Raw genomic sequence first — 14,232 nt, 5'->3', positions numbered from 1 at the left:
CCCGCTGCGCCGACTTCACGGGTAGGTAACTTTAGAGAGGCTTGGATCATGCGCCGCAACAACGCCCTGCTTTGCTTGATGCAGTCCTCTCTTTCAAAATGCTTAGGGAGAATTTCGAGGCGTGTGCCACAGGGTGTTTCCAACACACCAACGTAGTTGTCGAGCTTGAGTAAACAACGGTTCTCAAGCTGAACCAATGCAGCTCCAGCATTGCTGAAAGAAGCATTCAATTTGCACAGCCAGTCAAAGGCAGAAACCGATACTTGAGCAAGATCCAACGTCGGCACAGTGACGTTATCTGTCGTAAGCCTAGCGTACTCTCGAACGGTGATGACGGGTTTCACGCCGTCACGCCTTTATCAGCTTCGATAGCGTCTTGCAGTTTTGAGGGCATTTTTTCGTGATCAATAACACCATAAAAAGACTCAACCCGAGCGAACGCGCCTTCGTTAATGAGCCATTGGTTATTTTGATTACTGAGCATCACTTGATCGCCGAATAACGATTGCGGGCTGGACGGTGGCTGTTTGATAAAGCAGTTCTCAGGGGCCTTGCGATGATCATTAAGCACCCATTGAATGCGCAGCCAATCTTCAAAAAAGTACTCTTGTAGCAATGGGAGCACTTGTTCACGGAAAATTTGACTCAATCGCTCCAGCGTTGGCTCATTCTTTAACGGCATGAAGTACGCGTGCCCTAAGCAATGATCTCGATCTAGCAGCATTTCTATGCGCTGATTTATCACTGTAAGGAGCTGAGCCACGCTGAGTTCGCCCACGACAACATTTTCTAGCAGCTCAGGCTTAGGTGGCATTTCTCGGAAGGTGAAACGACGACGCAATGCGATATCTAGGCCTGCCAATGAACGGTCAGCAGTGTTCATGGTGCCAATGAGATAGACATTACTCGGAACGCTAAAATGTTCTTTCGAATACGGCAGCGTCACCCTGAGAGCCTCGTTAGCTCCCGCACGCTTGGACGGTTCGATTAAGGTAATCAGTTCACCAAATATCCGAGAAATGTTACCGCGGTTTATTTCGTCGATGATAAGCACACGTGCATTATTGGATTCGGCTGTTTTCTTGACCTCTGCGCAATCGGATGGTGCATCCAAAATGCGTTCGACCAATGCTGGCAAAATATTGTTGTAGCCATTGATCAAAAATGGCTCCAGCTTAGTTTCTGAGACCTTGTCAAAAACCAGCTTGTTGCGAATATCTGTGACCGTTAATCGTCCGGAACGCACATATTCCGCAAGCGTGTTGAGGATGCTCATCCCTATCGGTAGTTCTTTTCCGTTGGGTTTCACCAAATTGAGCAACTCAACTGAAGCGCTCGCGACTACGTATCCCGAGCCGAATGACTCTCCTTTCGAAAAGCATACACCTAGGCTCACGGTCGCGGCAGCGTCTTGGAATGGTGCTCCGAGTAACTGAGCCAGCTTGCTACGATCCAGCGATCCAGAACCCAGCTCATAAAGAGTACGCTGGGTAAATTTTCCACTCATGAGTTGATCATGAGGCAAGGACGGATCATAAATTCGTAACCACTTCACCGGGCGACATTGCCCGTACTCAAAGTCTTGATCCTCACGGTTTAAGCAACGGTGCTCTCCGGTCACCTCACCAATCGCCCGAAATTTGGTATTGCCCTCGGTCACGACTATCAAATCACCAATTTTCATTTTCAGTAGAAAACTGTGAACTGCGGTAATCCCGTAAGCATTTGCGGGTAGAGTCTCACCACCGTCAGCAAACCGTTGGGCGATATCTTCTCGGGTCTTGCAACCACTGAAATCGATGCACCCGCCATAACCAAGCAGGGCATAGTTGTTCTCTTTGCACTCATCAAAAATATACGCATCGCTGCCATGAGTATTGCCCAATGACATCTTCCAAACACGACGCCGCTCTAAATCAACCGGTGCTTGGGCTTGCTGGGTAACCTTGGCAATAGCAGTGGTACACAAATTTTTGAACACACCATCGACAACGTCATAGCGCAGTTGTCCGTCTTCTCCGCTTTCTGCGCGCAAACCTTCGACAAAGTCCTCGTAGCTGAAGCTTTGATGAAATGTGACGAACTCAACATGCCCATCTGCAGCGAGTTCATCGAAGCGCTTCTTCAAAGCTACCCGATCATTTGTGTTGGCCTGAAGAAACTCAGGAGCAAGAATTTCTAGCGCAGCCTCGATGGTGGCATACGTCTTACCGGTTCCCGGTGGGCCAAACAAAATTTGATTGAGTGCAGGCGAAGTCATCGAGTCGCTATCCTTGCTACGTGAGCAAAATGGGCATTGCGGGGTTGCAGTTCAATCGCAGCCGACGAGGATCGTAAGAACCGAAACTCGACGTAGGAAATAGCGCACAGCCGCAGGAAACTAATCCTACAACGGTAACGACATTGCGCCATATCTCTTTGTGAATCTGCTTCACCCCCTTTAAATCGCCCCACTGTCACATCAGCTTAATATCACCCTGACATCATCCCGCATTTACCCGGTGCGATGATTCAGTTATGAACGCAGAACACTTCACTTTCATGCATCCCAAGCTGCCAAAAGACCACAAGTGCGCCGGTGATTTATGCAATGAAGCGCCTGCGATCAGCCTGGATAGCACCAACACCCTGGTGATGGAAATTTTCACCGCAAAGCGCGATGTCGTGTGCCTGGCGGTGGTGGAGGACTCGCGCCCGGTGGGCTTGATAAACCGCAACATTTTTTTGTCGCAAATGAGCAAACCGTTTCACCGTGAGCTTTTTGACAAAAAAAGCTGCATCGCTTTTATGGACAAAGAGCCGTTAATCGTCGACGCCGAAATGAGTATCGAAGAGTTGACGTTCAAGACCGTGGAGTATGGCGAGAAGGCCCTGGCCGACGGCTTCATCGTGACGAGAAACGGTCATTTCGCCGGTTTGGGAAATGGCTTGGAACTGATGGCGGTGGTGGCGGCCATGCAAGCCGAAAAGAACCGCCAGATGATGCAGAGCATTGAATACGCCAGTGTTATTCAACGCGCGATGCTTCGGGCCTCTCGTGATGCCTTGGCGTTGACGCTGGATGACGCGACGTTGCTGTGGGAGCCACGGGATGTGGTGGGTGGCGACTTCTACCATTTTTGCGCCTACCCGACCGGTTGGTTTGGGGCGATTGCAGACTGCACCGGTCACGGCGTGCCAGGCGCCTTCATGACGTTGATCGCCTCCTCTTCGTTAACCCAGGCGCTGACCCAGATAGGCCCGCGCGACCCTGCGCATCTCCTGTCTGCCGTGAACCGAGGCGTCAAAGGTCTACTGGGGCAAGTCAACGGACTGGACGGCACCCCGGAGTCGGATGACGGCCTGGACGCGGCTTTCTTTTGGTTCGATTCGGCCACTCACGTATTGAGTTTTGCCGGGGCCAGGATGTCGCTGAATGTGTTGAAGCCTGACGCCGACGAACTTGAAACCATTGCCGGTCAGCGCATCGGCGTCGGTTATGTGGATAGCGGTTTGGACTACTCGTGGACGGTGAGCACTGTTCACCTGCCACCTGGCAGCCTCATTTTCATCGCCACTGATGGCCTCACGGACCAAATCGGCGGCCCTAAAAAAATCGCCTTCGGTAAGCGCAAGGCGTTCGAAACCCTACTGGAACACCGTGATAAATCGTCAACGCTCATCTGCGAAGAGTTGCAACGCACGTTTGCAGCCTGGCAGGGAGAACAAACCCGTCGTGACGATTTGACCCTTTTTTGTGCCCGTATTAGGAACTGATGATGCTTAATCCTGCGTCTGTGCATCACGACTGCACGTTTTTCGATTTGGCCCAGCAACGGAATGTCATTTTTTATCACATGGGTTATTTCTCGCATCACATCATTTCAGCGATGGCGGAAGTTGTGAAACTGCAACTTGAAATCTCTGGGGTGAGTGGTCCGACACGGCGTAAGTTGTTCTCATCGTTTGTTGAACTCTCGCAGAACATCCTGCATTACTCCTCCGATTTGCTGCAAACCACGGTTGCCGATGAGTCCGTATTGCGCCAGGGCGCGGTGTGCATAAGCAAGGAAGGTGAACACCACTTGATGCTGTGCGCCAATCCCATTGCCTCAACGGACGTTGATCGCCTCCGAGAGAAGCTCGAACCCTTGCGCAACATGTCACTTGAAGAGATCAAGCACGCTTACAAGTTGACGTTGCGGGCGGAAACTCCAGTGGACAGCAAGGGGGCCGGCCTGGGCTTTCTGACGATGGCGCGCGACGCTTGCGCGCCCTTGGAGTTTGACTTTCATCCAAGAGCGGATGACCCGGACACTACCCTGTTTTGTCTTAAAGCCATCATTTGAGTCGAGAGCGTTATGGATAATTTCTACATTCACGCAACCGTAACATCGCCGGAAGTGGACTTTCGTTTCGATCAAAACCTGCTGTCGATTAAAGGCGAGTCTTACCCCGAAAACGCGGCTGCTTTTTATGCCCCGATCATCCAGCAACTACGCAGTTTTCTGGAGGGGCGTACAGACGCGACAATCACGACCAATATCGCGCTGGCGTATTTCAATAGCTCCAGCACGAAAATGCTGTTCAGTATTTTCGATGCGCTTGATCGCTCGGCTCAAGCTGGCAACCGGATTGAAGTTAACTGGTACCACGACGAGGAAGACGAAACGATTTTTGAGTTTGGTGAGGAGCTGAAGGCCGACTTCGAATCCATTATTTTCAATGATCATTCGATCACCACCTGAGGTAATGACAAAAATGACCGTTCCAGTCACTACCGTTGGGGATTCTGGTGACTCGGCTCCCGATCTGTTCAGAAGCGAAAATGATGCGCTTGAGCGCGCGCGCTCGACGTTGGCACTGAGCGGGACGGATGCCGAAACGTATCGGCGTTCGCTGGCCGATATGACGTCGCACTTTGAGCGTTTGATGCGCGAAACTCGCCGGTTGATTGGTCGAAGCGACCGCGCCGAGCGCGAAATGAATACCCTTAATGCGCAACTACAGATACTGGCCCGCCAGCTCGAACATCGCGCGACTCACGATGGCCTTACGGGAGTGCTCAACCGTAGCGCCGTGATTGATCTATCCGTACAGACCCTGCAAAAAGTCGGCGCGGTGATGATCGTCCTGGACATCGATCACTTCAAGCTGGTGAATGACGAGTTCGGTCACCCTGCCGGGGATGCGGTCATTCAGGGAATAGTCGGCTGCCTGCGCAGGATCGTCGGTGACAGCGGAATAATCGGGCGAGTGGGCGGTGAAGAATTTACGGTACTGATCCCCGCCGGCGAGATCGCGGAAGGCTTGAGCCTTGCGGAAGCCATGCGGGAGGCGATTGCATCTCACGTGTTTGGCTGTCCGGTGAACCGACACATCACGGCGAGTTTCGGCGTTAGCGCCAACTCAGTGGGAACAAGTTTCGATACTGCTTACAGCTTGGCGGATACGGCCTTGTACGAGGCGAAGCGCTCAGGCAGAAATCGTGTAGTGATGGCGCGCGAAGACGCACTTTGAAGTGTTGCTTGCGATGATGGAGTTGAGACTCACGAGTTGGCGTGCTCCCGCAGGCTTGTCGCAACGGTTGAAAGCATTGAGTGCATTCCGCACCACCTCCCGCTATTAATACTCGCTTCTTCCCCGACAACTGAATCCACCATGAAATTCGACCTCGCCTACTGCCTCAGCCTCGACGACAAGCTGTCGATCTATGACGTGCGCGATTTGAATTTCGACGAGACCATGGCGTTCGATTCCGCCAAAGAACATTTCCAATGCCCCTACGATGTCTGCCGCTTGGCCTTCGATGCCGCGAATGTGTTGACGACGTTCAACGCCAAGAACGTGAACTACGTTCGCACCCCGCACTTCAAGAACACGCCCAGCACTCGGCATGTGGCGGATTGTCCTTATGTCAGTCTCAAGACGCCGCCGTCAGGTGTGGACGCGGACGGTGCGGAAACGGATGACAGTCGCGAGGAGCATTTTCCGTCGGAGTTGTTGCTGACTCGGCGTCAGTATGTGCGTAAGCCGTCGAGCCCTTCGGTGGCGGCAGATGTGATGCGAGCGGACCCGCAATTGCCGAAAAAGGCCAATGAGGTCGAGCACTCAAGCCACGAATCGGCACCAGACAAAACCAGCATCTTCGCCCACCCGGTGGAGTGCTTCGTGTCGAACTTCGACGACAAGGACCTGCTCAAGCGCATGCCGCTGAAGATCGGCGAGCACACGGCGCCTTATGGGTCGTTCTTCAAGAAGATCGAGTACCTGACGGACAACAAGGGGCTGGTTTACTGGGGCAAGATCAAGGAGATCAAGGATTACACCCAGAGTTTTCGCATCGATTTCGAGCAGAAGGTCTGGTTCAAGCAGGCGGATGAGGCGAAGAAGAAGCCTTATTCGGTCAATGTTTACTTGAGCAAAAAGTTGATCGAGAACTACCGCAAGCGCAAAGCGTTTCTGGAGGAGATCAAGCACGCCATCGACAGCGAGGCGCCGTTGTATTGCTTCTTTTATGGCGTGACGCCGGAGTTGAAGCAGGTGCCGAGCAAGAAAAACCCCGAGCAGACGTTCGGGGTGTTCAGTGCGAATATCGAGAACCTGGATCACTTCATTATTCGGGAAGCGTCGGGGTTGGAGGCGAAGTGACGGCGTTCAATTCAGGCACATGCTGATCATCACCAACACAAGTAAACCGATGTAAACCTTTGCATGGATTCGATCCGGAATCCGCCCGATCCACGGCGTGGCCAAGCGAATCCCCAGCAACGATCCCATCGTCAAAACCGCAAACGCCAACAGATCCACATAACCGACAAACCACGCGCCCAGATCAAACTCGGTGAACCGCGCCATCGCCATGTAAGTCACTGTCCCGGCCAGCGCCACGGGCAGGCTTAGCGGATTGGCCATGGACGTTGCCTGCGACATGCTCAACCCGCATCGACGCAACAACGGCACGGTCATGACGCTGCCACCTACGCCGAGGAATGTGGCGATGGCGCCGATTCCTACACCGCCACCGGACACTTCCGCCCTCCCCAATCGCCGTGGGATTGCGTTATCGGTGTGCGTAAGAAATCCACGTCTGAACAGGCAATCCACAATGGTCACGCCCAGGTACGCAATAAAGGCATAGCGAATCACCTCGCCACTGACCCACATTGCGGCGATGGCGCCGATCACCGCGCCCAATCCGATAAACCCACCCAACGGCCACAGGTAATGGCGAATCAGATTACCCGCGCGGTGATGTTTTCCGGTGGCGACCAGGGCATTGACGATCATCACGCAGGTCGAAGTGGCGACGGCTATGTGCATTGCCGATTGGCCGATGGGGTCGTCGGCACCGTGGCTGGCCATGAGCATGCGGTACAGCAACGGCACCACGACGAAGCCGCCGCCGAAGCCGAACAGCACGGCGGTGACGCCGGTCATGCAGCCGAAGAGTGTCAGCAAGAGATAGAACATTGCGCGTCGTCCATGGGTTTAGAGCGGTCGACGATAGAGCGATGCGGCTTGGCCTGCTTCAGCAAGTCAGCCAATAATGTTTGCGTTTACGCCAACTGCTGGAAGCCGCTTGATGCGCAATGTTTCGATTAATGGGCTGGATGACACGCCACGCTCGGTGGTGGCGATCGGTACGGATTATTCCTACGGTCATGTGTTGCCCCGTCATACACACCGACGGGCACAGTTGTTGTACGGCGCGACCGGGGTGATGCAGGTCAGCACGCATGACGGCAATTGGGTGGTGCCGCCGCAGCGGGCGGTGTGGATTCCGCCGGGGGTGGCGCACGAGGTGTTGATGCTGGAGGTGAGCACGCGGAGTTTGTACATCGAACCGCTGGCGGTGGACCTGGGAAGTCAGTGTCAGGTGATCAGCGTTTCGCCGTTGATGCGGCATTTGCTGATGGAGGCGGTGGAGGTTCCGCTGGCGTATGACGAGGCCGGGCGCGATGGGGCGCTGATTGATTTACTGCTGCATGAACTGGCGCGCAGTGCTCACTTGCCGTTGCACATTCCGCTGCCTGTCGATGCGCGGTTGCTCGCGTTGTGCCAGGGCTTTTTGCAGCGGCCCGATGCCCATCAGTCGCCGCAACAATGGGCAGATCAGTTGCACATCAGTTTGCGCACGTTCAATCGCCTGTTTCGCCAACAGACTGATCTGAGTTTCAGTCAATGGCGGCAGCGCGCCTGTGTGGTGTTGGCCCTTTCGCGATTGACCGTGGGTGAGTCGGTGACGCGGATTGCTTTGGATTTCGGCTACGACAGTCCAGCGGCCTTTTCGACGATGTTTCGCCGGGTGTTGGGTCAGGCGCCGTCCGTCTGGTTGGAGGGGGCGAAATAAAAATGAATTTGATCCGGGCGCAAAACAACTGTACAAAATCACAGTACTTTTTGAATAAGCACTCTTGAGCCCGGAGAACACCATGGCCTCTTATGCGATGAAAATCACCCTGGAACGTATCGCCCTCTTCCAATTCACTCCCGCCCATTGCGCCCAGGCCCGGGCGATGTTGGGTTGGAGCGTGGATGAGCTGTCTCGGGAGTCTGGCGTTTCGGTCGACGCGATTGTGCGATTTGAGGCCCGGCGTGATGTGGCGGATGCTGATCGGCTGGCGTTGGCGTATCGGTTTGAGTCGGAGGGGTTGGTGTTCTTCCCGGGGTTTGCGCCGGGGCGGGGGATGAATATGAAAGGGTCGGTAGCGGAACCGATGGGGCGCGCTGATTTCGCGATGGTCGAGTGAAAGAAATCATCGATTGACGATTATTCCCATATAGGTATATTTTCGCATGAGTACAAGGAAGTCACTCTGGTGGATTTGTAGCAGTAAAAAAGATCTCAAACAGATGCCCGCCGATGTACAGGACGTTTTTGGTTATGCACTTGATTTGGCACAAAGCGGTGCAAAACACCCTGACGCGAAACCTCTAAAGGGTTTTGGTAGTGCTGCTGTCCTTGAAGTGGTCGAGGACTTCGATACGAACAGCTATCGCGCCGTTTATACCGTCCGTTTTGGTAATGCCATTTATGTTCTGCACTGCTTTCAGAAGAAGTCGACTTCGGGTATCAGAACCACGCAGTCCGACATCGATTTGATCAAGGAGAGACTTCAGGCGGCGCAAGACCACGCAAAAGGATCAGATCATGATTGAAATCGAAGAAAGCAGCGGCAACGTCTACGAAGACCTCTCGACGCCCAACGCCAATGAAATGCGCGTCAAATCCCAACTGGCCGCAAAAATTGGCGAAATCATAAAGGCTCGCCATTGGACTCAGGTTCAAGCGTCTGAAATTTTGCGTCTGTCCCAACCCAAGCTCTCTGAAATGTTGCGCGGGAAGTTTCGCGGCATTAGTGAAGCAAAGATGATGGAATGCTTATCCCTGCTTGGGCGAGACGTGCAGATCGTGGTCAAGTCAGCCCCTCAATCGAGAAAAGAGGGGCGAATTGAGGTGGTTTTCACCTGAAGTAAAAATCCCAGTGTTTGCGTTAGAAGCCTTTACGGTTTGAACGCAGGCGTTGGCCTTGCGTTGGAAGCTTGTTCATACCCATAAGCAATAGCCAGCAGATGGGCCTCGCTCCAGCGAGTCCCGAAGAAGAACACAGAGGTAGGCACTCCGTAATCGTCCACCCCGGAAGGCACCATGACGCCGGGATAACCAGCCAACGCAGTGACGTTCAACCCTGGGGAGCCCACGTCCCACACCACCGCATCCAGCTGATGCTCAAGCATTACGTTGTCGATGACAGCCGCATTTTCGCTTTGAATTTTTTGCCACAACTCGTTGTACGTGTTCTCGTCAAAATCAACGTTGTTGGCCGCGTTCAACGTGGCTTGCCCAAAACCCTCGGCGCCGGTGGAGCGCTCGTTGTGTTGCAGGAGATCCTTCAGGTTCTGGATTGCAAGACCGCTTCGTTTAGCCAGGTATCGCGGAAGATCACGCTTGATACCCATCCGGAATCCGTTTTCCACCTCCTCCGGCGTTAGGGATTGAGGATCATCGAACGCCACCGGAATCAATGTCGCCCCTGCGGCTTGCATGACTTCCAGTGCACGGGAAAACTGAGGGTCGAGCTGTGCAGCCTCGACGCGGGTATCGAACTTGACGGGATAACCGATGCGCCGTGCGACCAGTGAATGCGGAATCAGCAAAGCCGTATAGTCCACGCCGCTGATGGCGTGCGGTGTTTTGACCGGTTCGGCGTCGTCGCTGCCGGTCATCGTATTCAAGAGCAGTGCCGCCTCTCGAACGGTGCGCGCCATGGGCCCGGGAGTATCGACTTTTTGACTCACCGGGACGATGCCGCTACGACTGAGCAAGCCCACGGTAGGCTTGAGGCCCACCACGCCGTTGACGGACGCCGGGGCGATAATCGAGCCGACGGTTTCCGTTCCGACTGCCAGCGGCGCAAAACCTGCGGCAACCGCCGCGCCGGAGCCTGAGCTTGAGCCGTAAGGCGATTCGCTCAACACGTGCGGGTTTTTGGTTTGCCCACCTCGGCTGCTCCACCCATCGGGGATGGCTGGATCGCGGAAGTTGGCCCATTCACTGAGGTTGGTTTTTCCGAGAATCACCGCCCCTGCTGCTCTGAGCCGTTGCACGATGAAAGCATCTTGGGCGGCCGGTTGCCCGACCATGGCCAACGACCCGGCGCTGGTCTGCATCTGGTCGGACGTATCGATATTGTCTTTGAGCAACACCGGAATGCCATGCAGAGGTCCCCGGACGTGTCCACGTTGACGCTCCAGGTCCAGTGATTCAGCAATGGCTAATGCATCTGGGTTGAGTTCGATGATCGCGTTGATCGCCGGTCCCTGTTTATCCAGCAACTCGATCCGGTGCAGCAGGTACTGCACGAGCGCTACAGCACTCAGCTGTTTGCGCTCCATTCTTTGGCTGAGCTCATCGACACTTAAATATTCGAGCCCCAACAGGGGTGTCAGCCTTTGCGTAGCGTCGTTTAGTGTTACATCCATGCGATAAAGATCCTTGTGATGACTGATAGCGAGTGAATGAGCTCACTCGCTTTCCAAGCCTACAGACGCTGCTGGAAATGTCCGTCATCTCTTGGCGCGGGATCACGTATGAATATTCGCGCCCATCTGTAGCTCGCTCAGCCAACACTCTCCTGATACACCTGCTGCTCCACCTCAGACCACCAAACACTCCCCCGCTGCGGATACATCACATTAAACGCCTCACCCATCTGCGGCGTAGTAATCGAAACACTGCGCTCCCAGGCCAAGGCCAGAATTCGGTCAAAGGGTTCATACCAGGCGTGCATCGACAAATCGAAGGTGCCGTTGTGAATCGGCAGTAACCAGCGGCCTCTCAGGTCGATGTGCGCTTGCAGGGTTTGCTCGGGCTGCATGTGCACATGTGGCCACTCGACGTTGTAGGCGCCGGTTTCCATGAGTGTCAGGTCGAACGGGCCGTGCTGTTCGCCGATGCGTTTGAAGCCGTCAAAGTAGCCGCTGTCACCGCTGAAGAAGATCCGCGTGTCGGCGTCGATCATCACCCACGAGGCCCACAGGGTGCTGTTGCCATCAAACAGGCCGCGGCCGGAAAAGTGCTGCGACGGGGTAGCGATGAATTGGATGCCGTCGACTTCGGTGCCCTGCCACCAGTCGAGCTGGCGCACTTTACTGGCGTCGATGCCCCATTTGATCAGGGTGTCGCCGACGCCCAGCGGGGTGAGGAAGTAGTTGGCTTTGTCCGCCAGTTTGAGCACGGCCTCATAATCGAGGTGGTCGTAGTGATCGTGGGACAGGATCACCGCTTCAATCGGTGGTAATTCTTCGAGGCTGATGGGTGGCTGGTGAAAGCGTTTCGGGCCGGCCCATTGCACCGGTGAAGCGCGTTCGGCGAAGACCGGGTCGGTGATCCAGAATTTGTCTCGCAGTTTGAGCAATACCGTGGAATGGCCAAGGCGATAGACGCTGTGATTGGGCGCGGCAATCAACGCATCATGGGTCAGGCGTTGCACCGGGACGGCAGCGGTCGGTCGGGTGTTGCGTGGCTTGTGGAAAATCATCTTCCACATGATGCGCAGCATTTTTCGCAAGCCTTCACGTTGCACGGGCACATGGTTTTTGAAATGCCCTTCTACCTGACGGGAAGCTTCAAGCGCAGAGGCGTTAGTGGAATTGGCCATGACTGAATGACTCCAGGAAACCGCAGGGGTCGCAGTTTCTGCGGTGGGACGGTAAATGGCCAAGGCACGCACGCATCAGCCGAACACTGTATTTTTGGCTGTGCAGGATTAACCAAACATTACACTGCACAGTGTAGTTTCTAGGTTGCATCAAACCCGATCACAAGTAAACTGCCGAGTGTAATTCTAATTTTCTTCTGCCGAAGCGTACTTATGACAGCTCCACAGCGCCTGACCGACCGAAAACGCGAAGCGATCATTCACGCGGCGATTGCCGAATTCCGTGCCCACGGTTTCGATATCACCAGCATGGACAAAATTGCCGCCACCGCTGGCGTGTCGAAGCGCACGGTTTACAACCACTTCCCCAGCAAGGAAGAGTTGTTCGCCGAAATCCTCAATCAGTTATGGGCACGGGTGACGGCCGAACAGGAAACGTCCTACCGCCCTGACCTGCCGCTGCGCGACCAGATGCGCCGGATGCTGATGGCGAAATTGCAGATGTTGGGCGATGACAATTTTCTCGACCTGGCGCGGGTCGCCATCGCGGCCACCATCCATTCCCCCGAACGCGCGCAGAACATGGTCGCGCGAATGGGCGAACGTGAAGAAGGCTTAACGGTGTGGATTCGTGCCGCGCAGGCCGATGGCCGACTGAAGCCGGTCGACCCGTCGTTTGCCGCTCAACAGATTCAGGGAATGCTCAAGTCCTTTGCCTTCTGGCCACAGATTTCCATGGGGTTGCCTGGCCTTTCGCCCGAGATGCAGACCACCGTCGCGGACTCTGCCCTGGACATGTTCCTCGCCTGCTACCAGCTCTAAATCAAGCGTTCGCTGCGCCCTGCAACTGTTAAATGGCTCCGAAGGACACTGATTATTCCCGTTGGAATAAATGACAATGTCCGCCATTTTACCGATGAACGGTAACTCTGAATAAAACACGGCAGTGTGTTTCAGAATGAATCTGGCGCAGGACATTATGGAAAATCAACGCGGCAAGGGCCTGTCATTTACCAGACGTATTTACTTGCCCCGAACTATTGGCATGGGCATCGGCTGCATCAGCGTGGCCGCCGCACTCTATCCGTTGAGCCTGCCGGTCTGGGTCTGGGTACTGCTGCTATTCAATGGTTATGTCTGGCCGCACCTGGCCTATCAACTGTCGACCCAATCGACTTTTCCCTACAAGGCAGAGCGCCGCAACCTACTCTACGATTCGCTGCTCGGCGGGTTCTGGGTGGCGACCTTTCAGTTCAACCCACTCACCACCGTGACCATCCTTTCGATGATGGCAATGAACAATGTCGCGGCCGGAGGTCAGCGTCTGTTCATTCAGGGCTCCCTTGCTCAAGTGGCAGGAGGGACGATTTCGTTGCTGCTGTTTGGCGCAGCCTTTACCCCTTATGCCACGCCGATGCAGGTGTGGGCGTGTCTGCCAATGCTCACACTCTACCCGCTGGCGGTGGGTATGGTCTGTTATCGGCTGGCGATCAAACTGTCCGAACACAAACGCGCCTTGAGTGCCCTGAGCCGTACCGACAGCCTGACCGGCCTGCTCAACCACGGTGCCTGGAAGGACCTGCTGCAGCTGCAGTTCCACCGCTGTCGCGCACATCGGCAACCCGCCGCGATCGCCTTGATAGACATTGATCACTTCAAACCCATCAACGACACCTACGGGCACATCGTTGGTGACTCGGTGCTGCGCCAGTTGAGCGCCGAACTCAAACGCAACCTTCGCGAATGCGATCTGGCCGGGCGCTATGGTGGTGATGAATTCTGCGTGATCCTGCCCGGCATGCCGTTGCATCAGGGACGGGATGTCATGGAACGCTTGCGTGAAGTCCTGCACAACTACCGGCATGAGGAAATACCCGAGCTGCGGATCAGCCTGAGCATCGGCCTGGCGGCTTATCATCCGTCCTTCACCGATGCCATCACCTGGCTCGATGACGCGGATAAAGCCCTCTACACCGCCAAAAATACCGGCCGCAATAAAATCTGTTTAGCCGCCAGCGATACCGAGCGCAACAGCGCTGTCACGCTGGCGATTTAGCCACAGTTGCACGGATCGCCGGGCGCTGGCGCT

The 14,232-nt window shown here is 54.9% G+C and carries 16 protein-coding genes; 10 read left to right on the top strand and 6 right to left on the bottom strand.

Translation table 11 applies throughout. The features are described from left to right. Both ACI77H_RS11290 and ACI77H_RS11285 read right to left on the bottom strand, forming a co-directional pair. A partial coding sequence (locus ACI77H_RS11290; RefSeq protein ID WP_407011967.1) for a 5-methylcytosine restriction system specificity protein McrC occupies positions 1 to 344 on the bottom strand: 344 nt, incomplete at its 3' end. After that, positions 341 to 2,260 (bottom strand): AAA family ATPase, encoded by a 1,920-nt coding sequence (locus tag ACI77H_RS11285; protein WP_407011966.1) that lies wholly within the window; start codon positions 2,258 to 2,260, stop codon positions 341 to 343. The genes ACI77H_RS11290 and ACI77H_RS11285, both read right to left, overlap by 4 nt. A gap of 281 nt (positions 2,261 to 2,541) precedes the next feature. On the opposite strand from ACI77H_RS11285, the gene ACI77H_RS11280 reads away from it, so the two are divergent. The 5 genes from ACI77H_RS11280 to ACI77H_RS11260 all read left to right on the top strand — a co-directional run bounded on the left by ACI77H_RS11280 (position 2,542) and on the right by ACI77H_RS11260 (position 6,630). Continuing rightward, positions 2,542 to 3,756, top strand: a complete 1,215-nt coding sequence (locus ACI77H_RS11280; protein WP_407011984.1) for a SpoIIE family protein phosphatase — start codon at positions 2,542 to 2,544, stop codon at positions 3,754 to 3,756. A 2-nt stretch (positions 3,757 to 3,758) separates the two neighbouring features. Next, a complete protein-coding gene (locus tag ACI77H_RS11275) occupies positions 3,759 to 4,328 on the top strand; it encodes a SiaB family protein kinase (RefSeq protein ID WP_407011965.1) in 570 nt (189 codons plus the stop codon). Positions 4,329 to 4,340: 12 nt separating this feature from the next. Beyond that, the gene (locus ACI77H_RS11270) at positions 4,341 to 4,727 is read left to right on the top strand and encodes a DUF1987 domain-containing protein (protein WP_407011964.1); all 387 of its coding nucleotides are present in this window, start codon (positions 4,341 to 4,343) and stop codon (positions 4,725 to 4,727) included. A 13-nt stretch (positions 4,728 to 4,740) separates the two neighbouring features. Then, the gene (locus tag ACI77H_RS11265; RefSeq protein WP_407011963.1) at positions 4,741 to 5,499 is read left to right on the top strand and encodes a GGDEF domain-containing protein; all 759 of its coding nucleotides are present in this window, start codon (positions 4,741 to 4,743) and stop codon (positions 5,497 to 5,499) included. A 141-nt stretch (positions 5,500 to 5,640) separates the two neighbouring features. Further along, positions 5,641 to 6,630 carry a hypothetical protein gene (locus tag ACI77H_RS11260; protein WP_407011962.1) on the top strand — a complete coding sequence of 330 codons (990 nt, stop codon included), beginning with the start codon at positions 5,641 to 5,643 and terminating at the stop codon, positions 6,628 to 6,630. Positions 6,631 to 6,636: 6 nt separating this feature from the next. Here ACI77H_RS11260 and ACI77H_RS11255 read toward each other — a convergent pair whose 3' ends face one another. Further along, positions 6,637 to 7,452 carry a sulfite exporter TauE/SafE family protein gene (locus tag ACI77H_RS11255; RefSeq protein ID WP_407011961.1) on the bottom strand — a complete coding sequence of 272 codons (816 nt, stop codon included), beginning with the start codon at positions 7,450 to 7,452 and terminating at the stop codon, positions 6,637 to 6,639. 112 nt (positions 7,453 to 7,564) lie between these two features. On the opposite strand from ACI77H_RS11255, the gene ACI77H_RS11250 reads away from it, so the two are divergent. After that, on the top strand, positions 7,565 to 8,332 hold the full coding sequence (locus ACI77H_RS11250; RefSeq protein ID WP_407011960.1) for an AraC family transcriptional regulator: 768 nt from the start codon (positions 7,565 to 7,567) through the stop codon (positions 8,330 to 8,332). Between the two features lie 134 nt (positions 8,333 to 8,466). On the opposite strand, the gene cas5 is transcribed toward ACI77H_RS11250, so the two are convergent. Further along, a complete protein-coding gene (gene cas5 / locus ACI77H_RS11245) occupies positions 8,467 to 8,742 on the bottom strand; it encodes a CRISPR-associated protein Cas5 (protein WP_407011959.1) in 276 nt (91 codons plus the stop codon). Positions 8,743 to 8,778: 36 nt separating this feature from the next. Between cas5 and ACI77H_RS11240 the strand changes: the two genes are divergently transcribed. Next, positions 8,779 to 9,141: a type II toxin-antitoxin system RelE/ParE family toxin gene (locus ACI77H_RS11240; protein ID WP_407011958.1), complete on the top strand. Its 363-nt coding sequence runs from the start codon at positions 8,779 to 8,781 to the stop codon at positions 9,139 to 9,141. Further along, the gene (locus tag ACI77H_RS11235; protein WP_407011957.1) at positions 9,134 to 9,454 is read left to right on the top strand and encodes a helix-turn-helix domain-containing protein; all 321 of its coding nucleotides are present in this window, start codon (positions 9,134 to 9,136) and stop codon (positions 9,452 to 9,454) included. The genes ACI77H_RS11240 and ACI77H_RS11235 overlap by 8 nt, the downstream gene beginning before the upstream one ends. A gap of 32 nt (positions 9,455 to 9,486) precedes the next feature. Here the strand turns inward: ACI77H_RS11235 and ACI77H_RS11230 are convergent, their stop codons facing one another. Both ACI77H_RS11230 and ACI77H_RS11225 read right to left on the bottom strand, forming a co-directional pair. Next, positions 9,487 to 10,965, bottom strand: coding sequence for an amidase family protein (locus ACI77H_RS11230; RefSeq protein ID WP_407011956.1), 1,479 nt, complete (start codon positions 10,963 to 10,965; stop codon positions 9,487 to 9,489). A 137-nt stretch (positions 10,966 to 11,102) separates the two neighbouring features. Then, positions 11,103 to 12,143, bottom strand: a complete 1,041-nt coding sequence (locus ACI77H_RS11225) for an MBL fold metallo-hydrolase (protein WP_407011955.1) — start codon at positions 12,141 to 12,143, stop codon at positions 11,103 to 11,105. A 213-nt stretch (positions 12,144 to 12,356) separates the two neighbouring features. Here ACI77H_RS11225 and ACI77H_RS11220 point away from each other — a divergent pair, with 213 nt between their 5' ends. Together ACI77H_RS11220 and ACI77H_RS11215 are read left to right on the top strand one after the other, a co-directional pair. Continuing rightward, complete coding sequence (locus tag ACI77H_RS11220; protein WP_407011954.1) at positions 12,357 to 12,965, top strand: TetR/AcrR family transcriptional regulator; 609 nt, start codon at positions 12,357 to 12,359, stop codon at positions 12,963 to 12,965. Positions 12,966 to 13,122: 157 nt separating this feature from the next. Next, complete coding sequence (locus ACI77H_RS11215) at positions 13,123 to 14,199, top strand: diguanylate cyclase (protein ID WP_407011953.1); 1,077 nt, start codon at positions 13,123 to 13,125, stop codon at positions 14,197 to 14,199. The last annotated feature ends 33 nt before the right edge of the window (positions 14,200 to 14,232 follow it).

The organism is Pseudomonas sp. O230 (assembly GCF_045447035.1).
In the GTDB taxonomy this organism is placed as follows: domain Bacteria; phylum Pseudomonadota; class Gammaproteobacteria; order Pseudomonadales; family Pseudomonadaceae; genus Aquipseudomonas.
This window is presented reverse-complemented; position numbering and strand designations above follow the sequence as displayed.

Coding starts and splice junctions, on each gene's coding strand:
- ACI77H_RS11250 (WP_407011960.1), top strand. CDS start 7,565: ATGCGCAATGTTTCGATTAATGGGCTGGATGACACGCCACGCTCGGTG.
- ACI77H_RS11275 (WP_407011965.1), top strand. CDS start 3,759: ATGCTTAATCCTGCGTCTGTGCATCACGACTGCACGTTTTTCGATTTG.
- ACI77H_RS11280 (WP_407011984.1), top strand. CDS start 2,542: ATGCATCCCAAGCTGCCAAAAGACCACAAGTGCGCCGGTGATTTATGC.
- ACI77H_RS11260 (WP_407011962.1), top strand. CDS start 5,641: ATGAAATTCGACCTCGCCTACTGCCTCAGCCTCGACGACAAGCTGTCG.
- ACI77H_RS11235 (WP_407011957.1), top strand. CDS start 9,134: ATGATTGAAATCGAAGAAAGCAGCGGCAACGTCTACGAAGACCTCTCG.
- ACI77H_RS11285 (WP_407011966.1), bottom strand. CDS start 2,260: ATGACTTCGCCTGCACTCAATCAAATTTTGTTTGGCCCACCGGGAACC.
- ACI77H_RS11270 (WP_407011964.1), top strand. CDS start 4,341: ATGGATAATTTCTACATTCACGCAACCGTAACATCGCCGGAAGTGGAC.
- cas5 (WP_407011959.1), bottom strand. CDS start 8,742: ATGATTTCTTTCACTCGACCATCGCGAAATCAGCGCGCCCCATCGGTT.
- ACI77H_RS11255 (WP_407011961.1), bottom strand. CDS start 7,452: ATGTTCTATCTCTTGCTGACACTCTTCGGCTGCATGACCGGCGTCACC.
- ACI77H_RS11265 (WP_407011963.1), top strand. CDS start 4,741: ATGACCGTTCCAGTCACTACCGTTGGGGATTCTGGTGACTCGGCTCCC.
- ACI77H_RS11215 (WP_407011953.1), top strand. CDS start 13,123: ATGGAAAATCAACGCGGCAAGGGCCTGTCATTTACCAGACGTATTTAC.
- ACI77H_RS11240 (WP_407011958.1), top strand. CDS start 8,779: ATGAGTACAAGGAAGTCACTCTGGTGGATTTGTAGCAGTAAAAAAGAT.
- ACI77H_RS11225 (WP_407011955.1), bottom strand. CDS start 12,143: ATGGCCAATTCCACTAACGCCTCTGCGCTTGAAGCTTCCCGTCAGGTA.
- ACI77H_RS11220 (WP_407011954.1), top strand. CDS start 12,357: ATGACAGCTCCACAGCGCCTGACCGACCGAAAACGCGAAGCGATCATT.
- ACI77H_RS11230 (WP_407011956.1), bottom strand. CDS start 10,965: ATGGATGTAACACTAAACGACGCTACGCAAAGGCTGACACCCCTGTTG.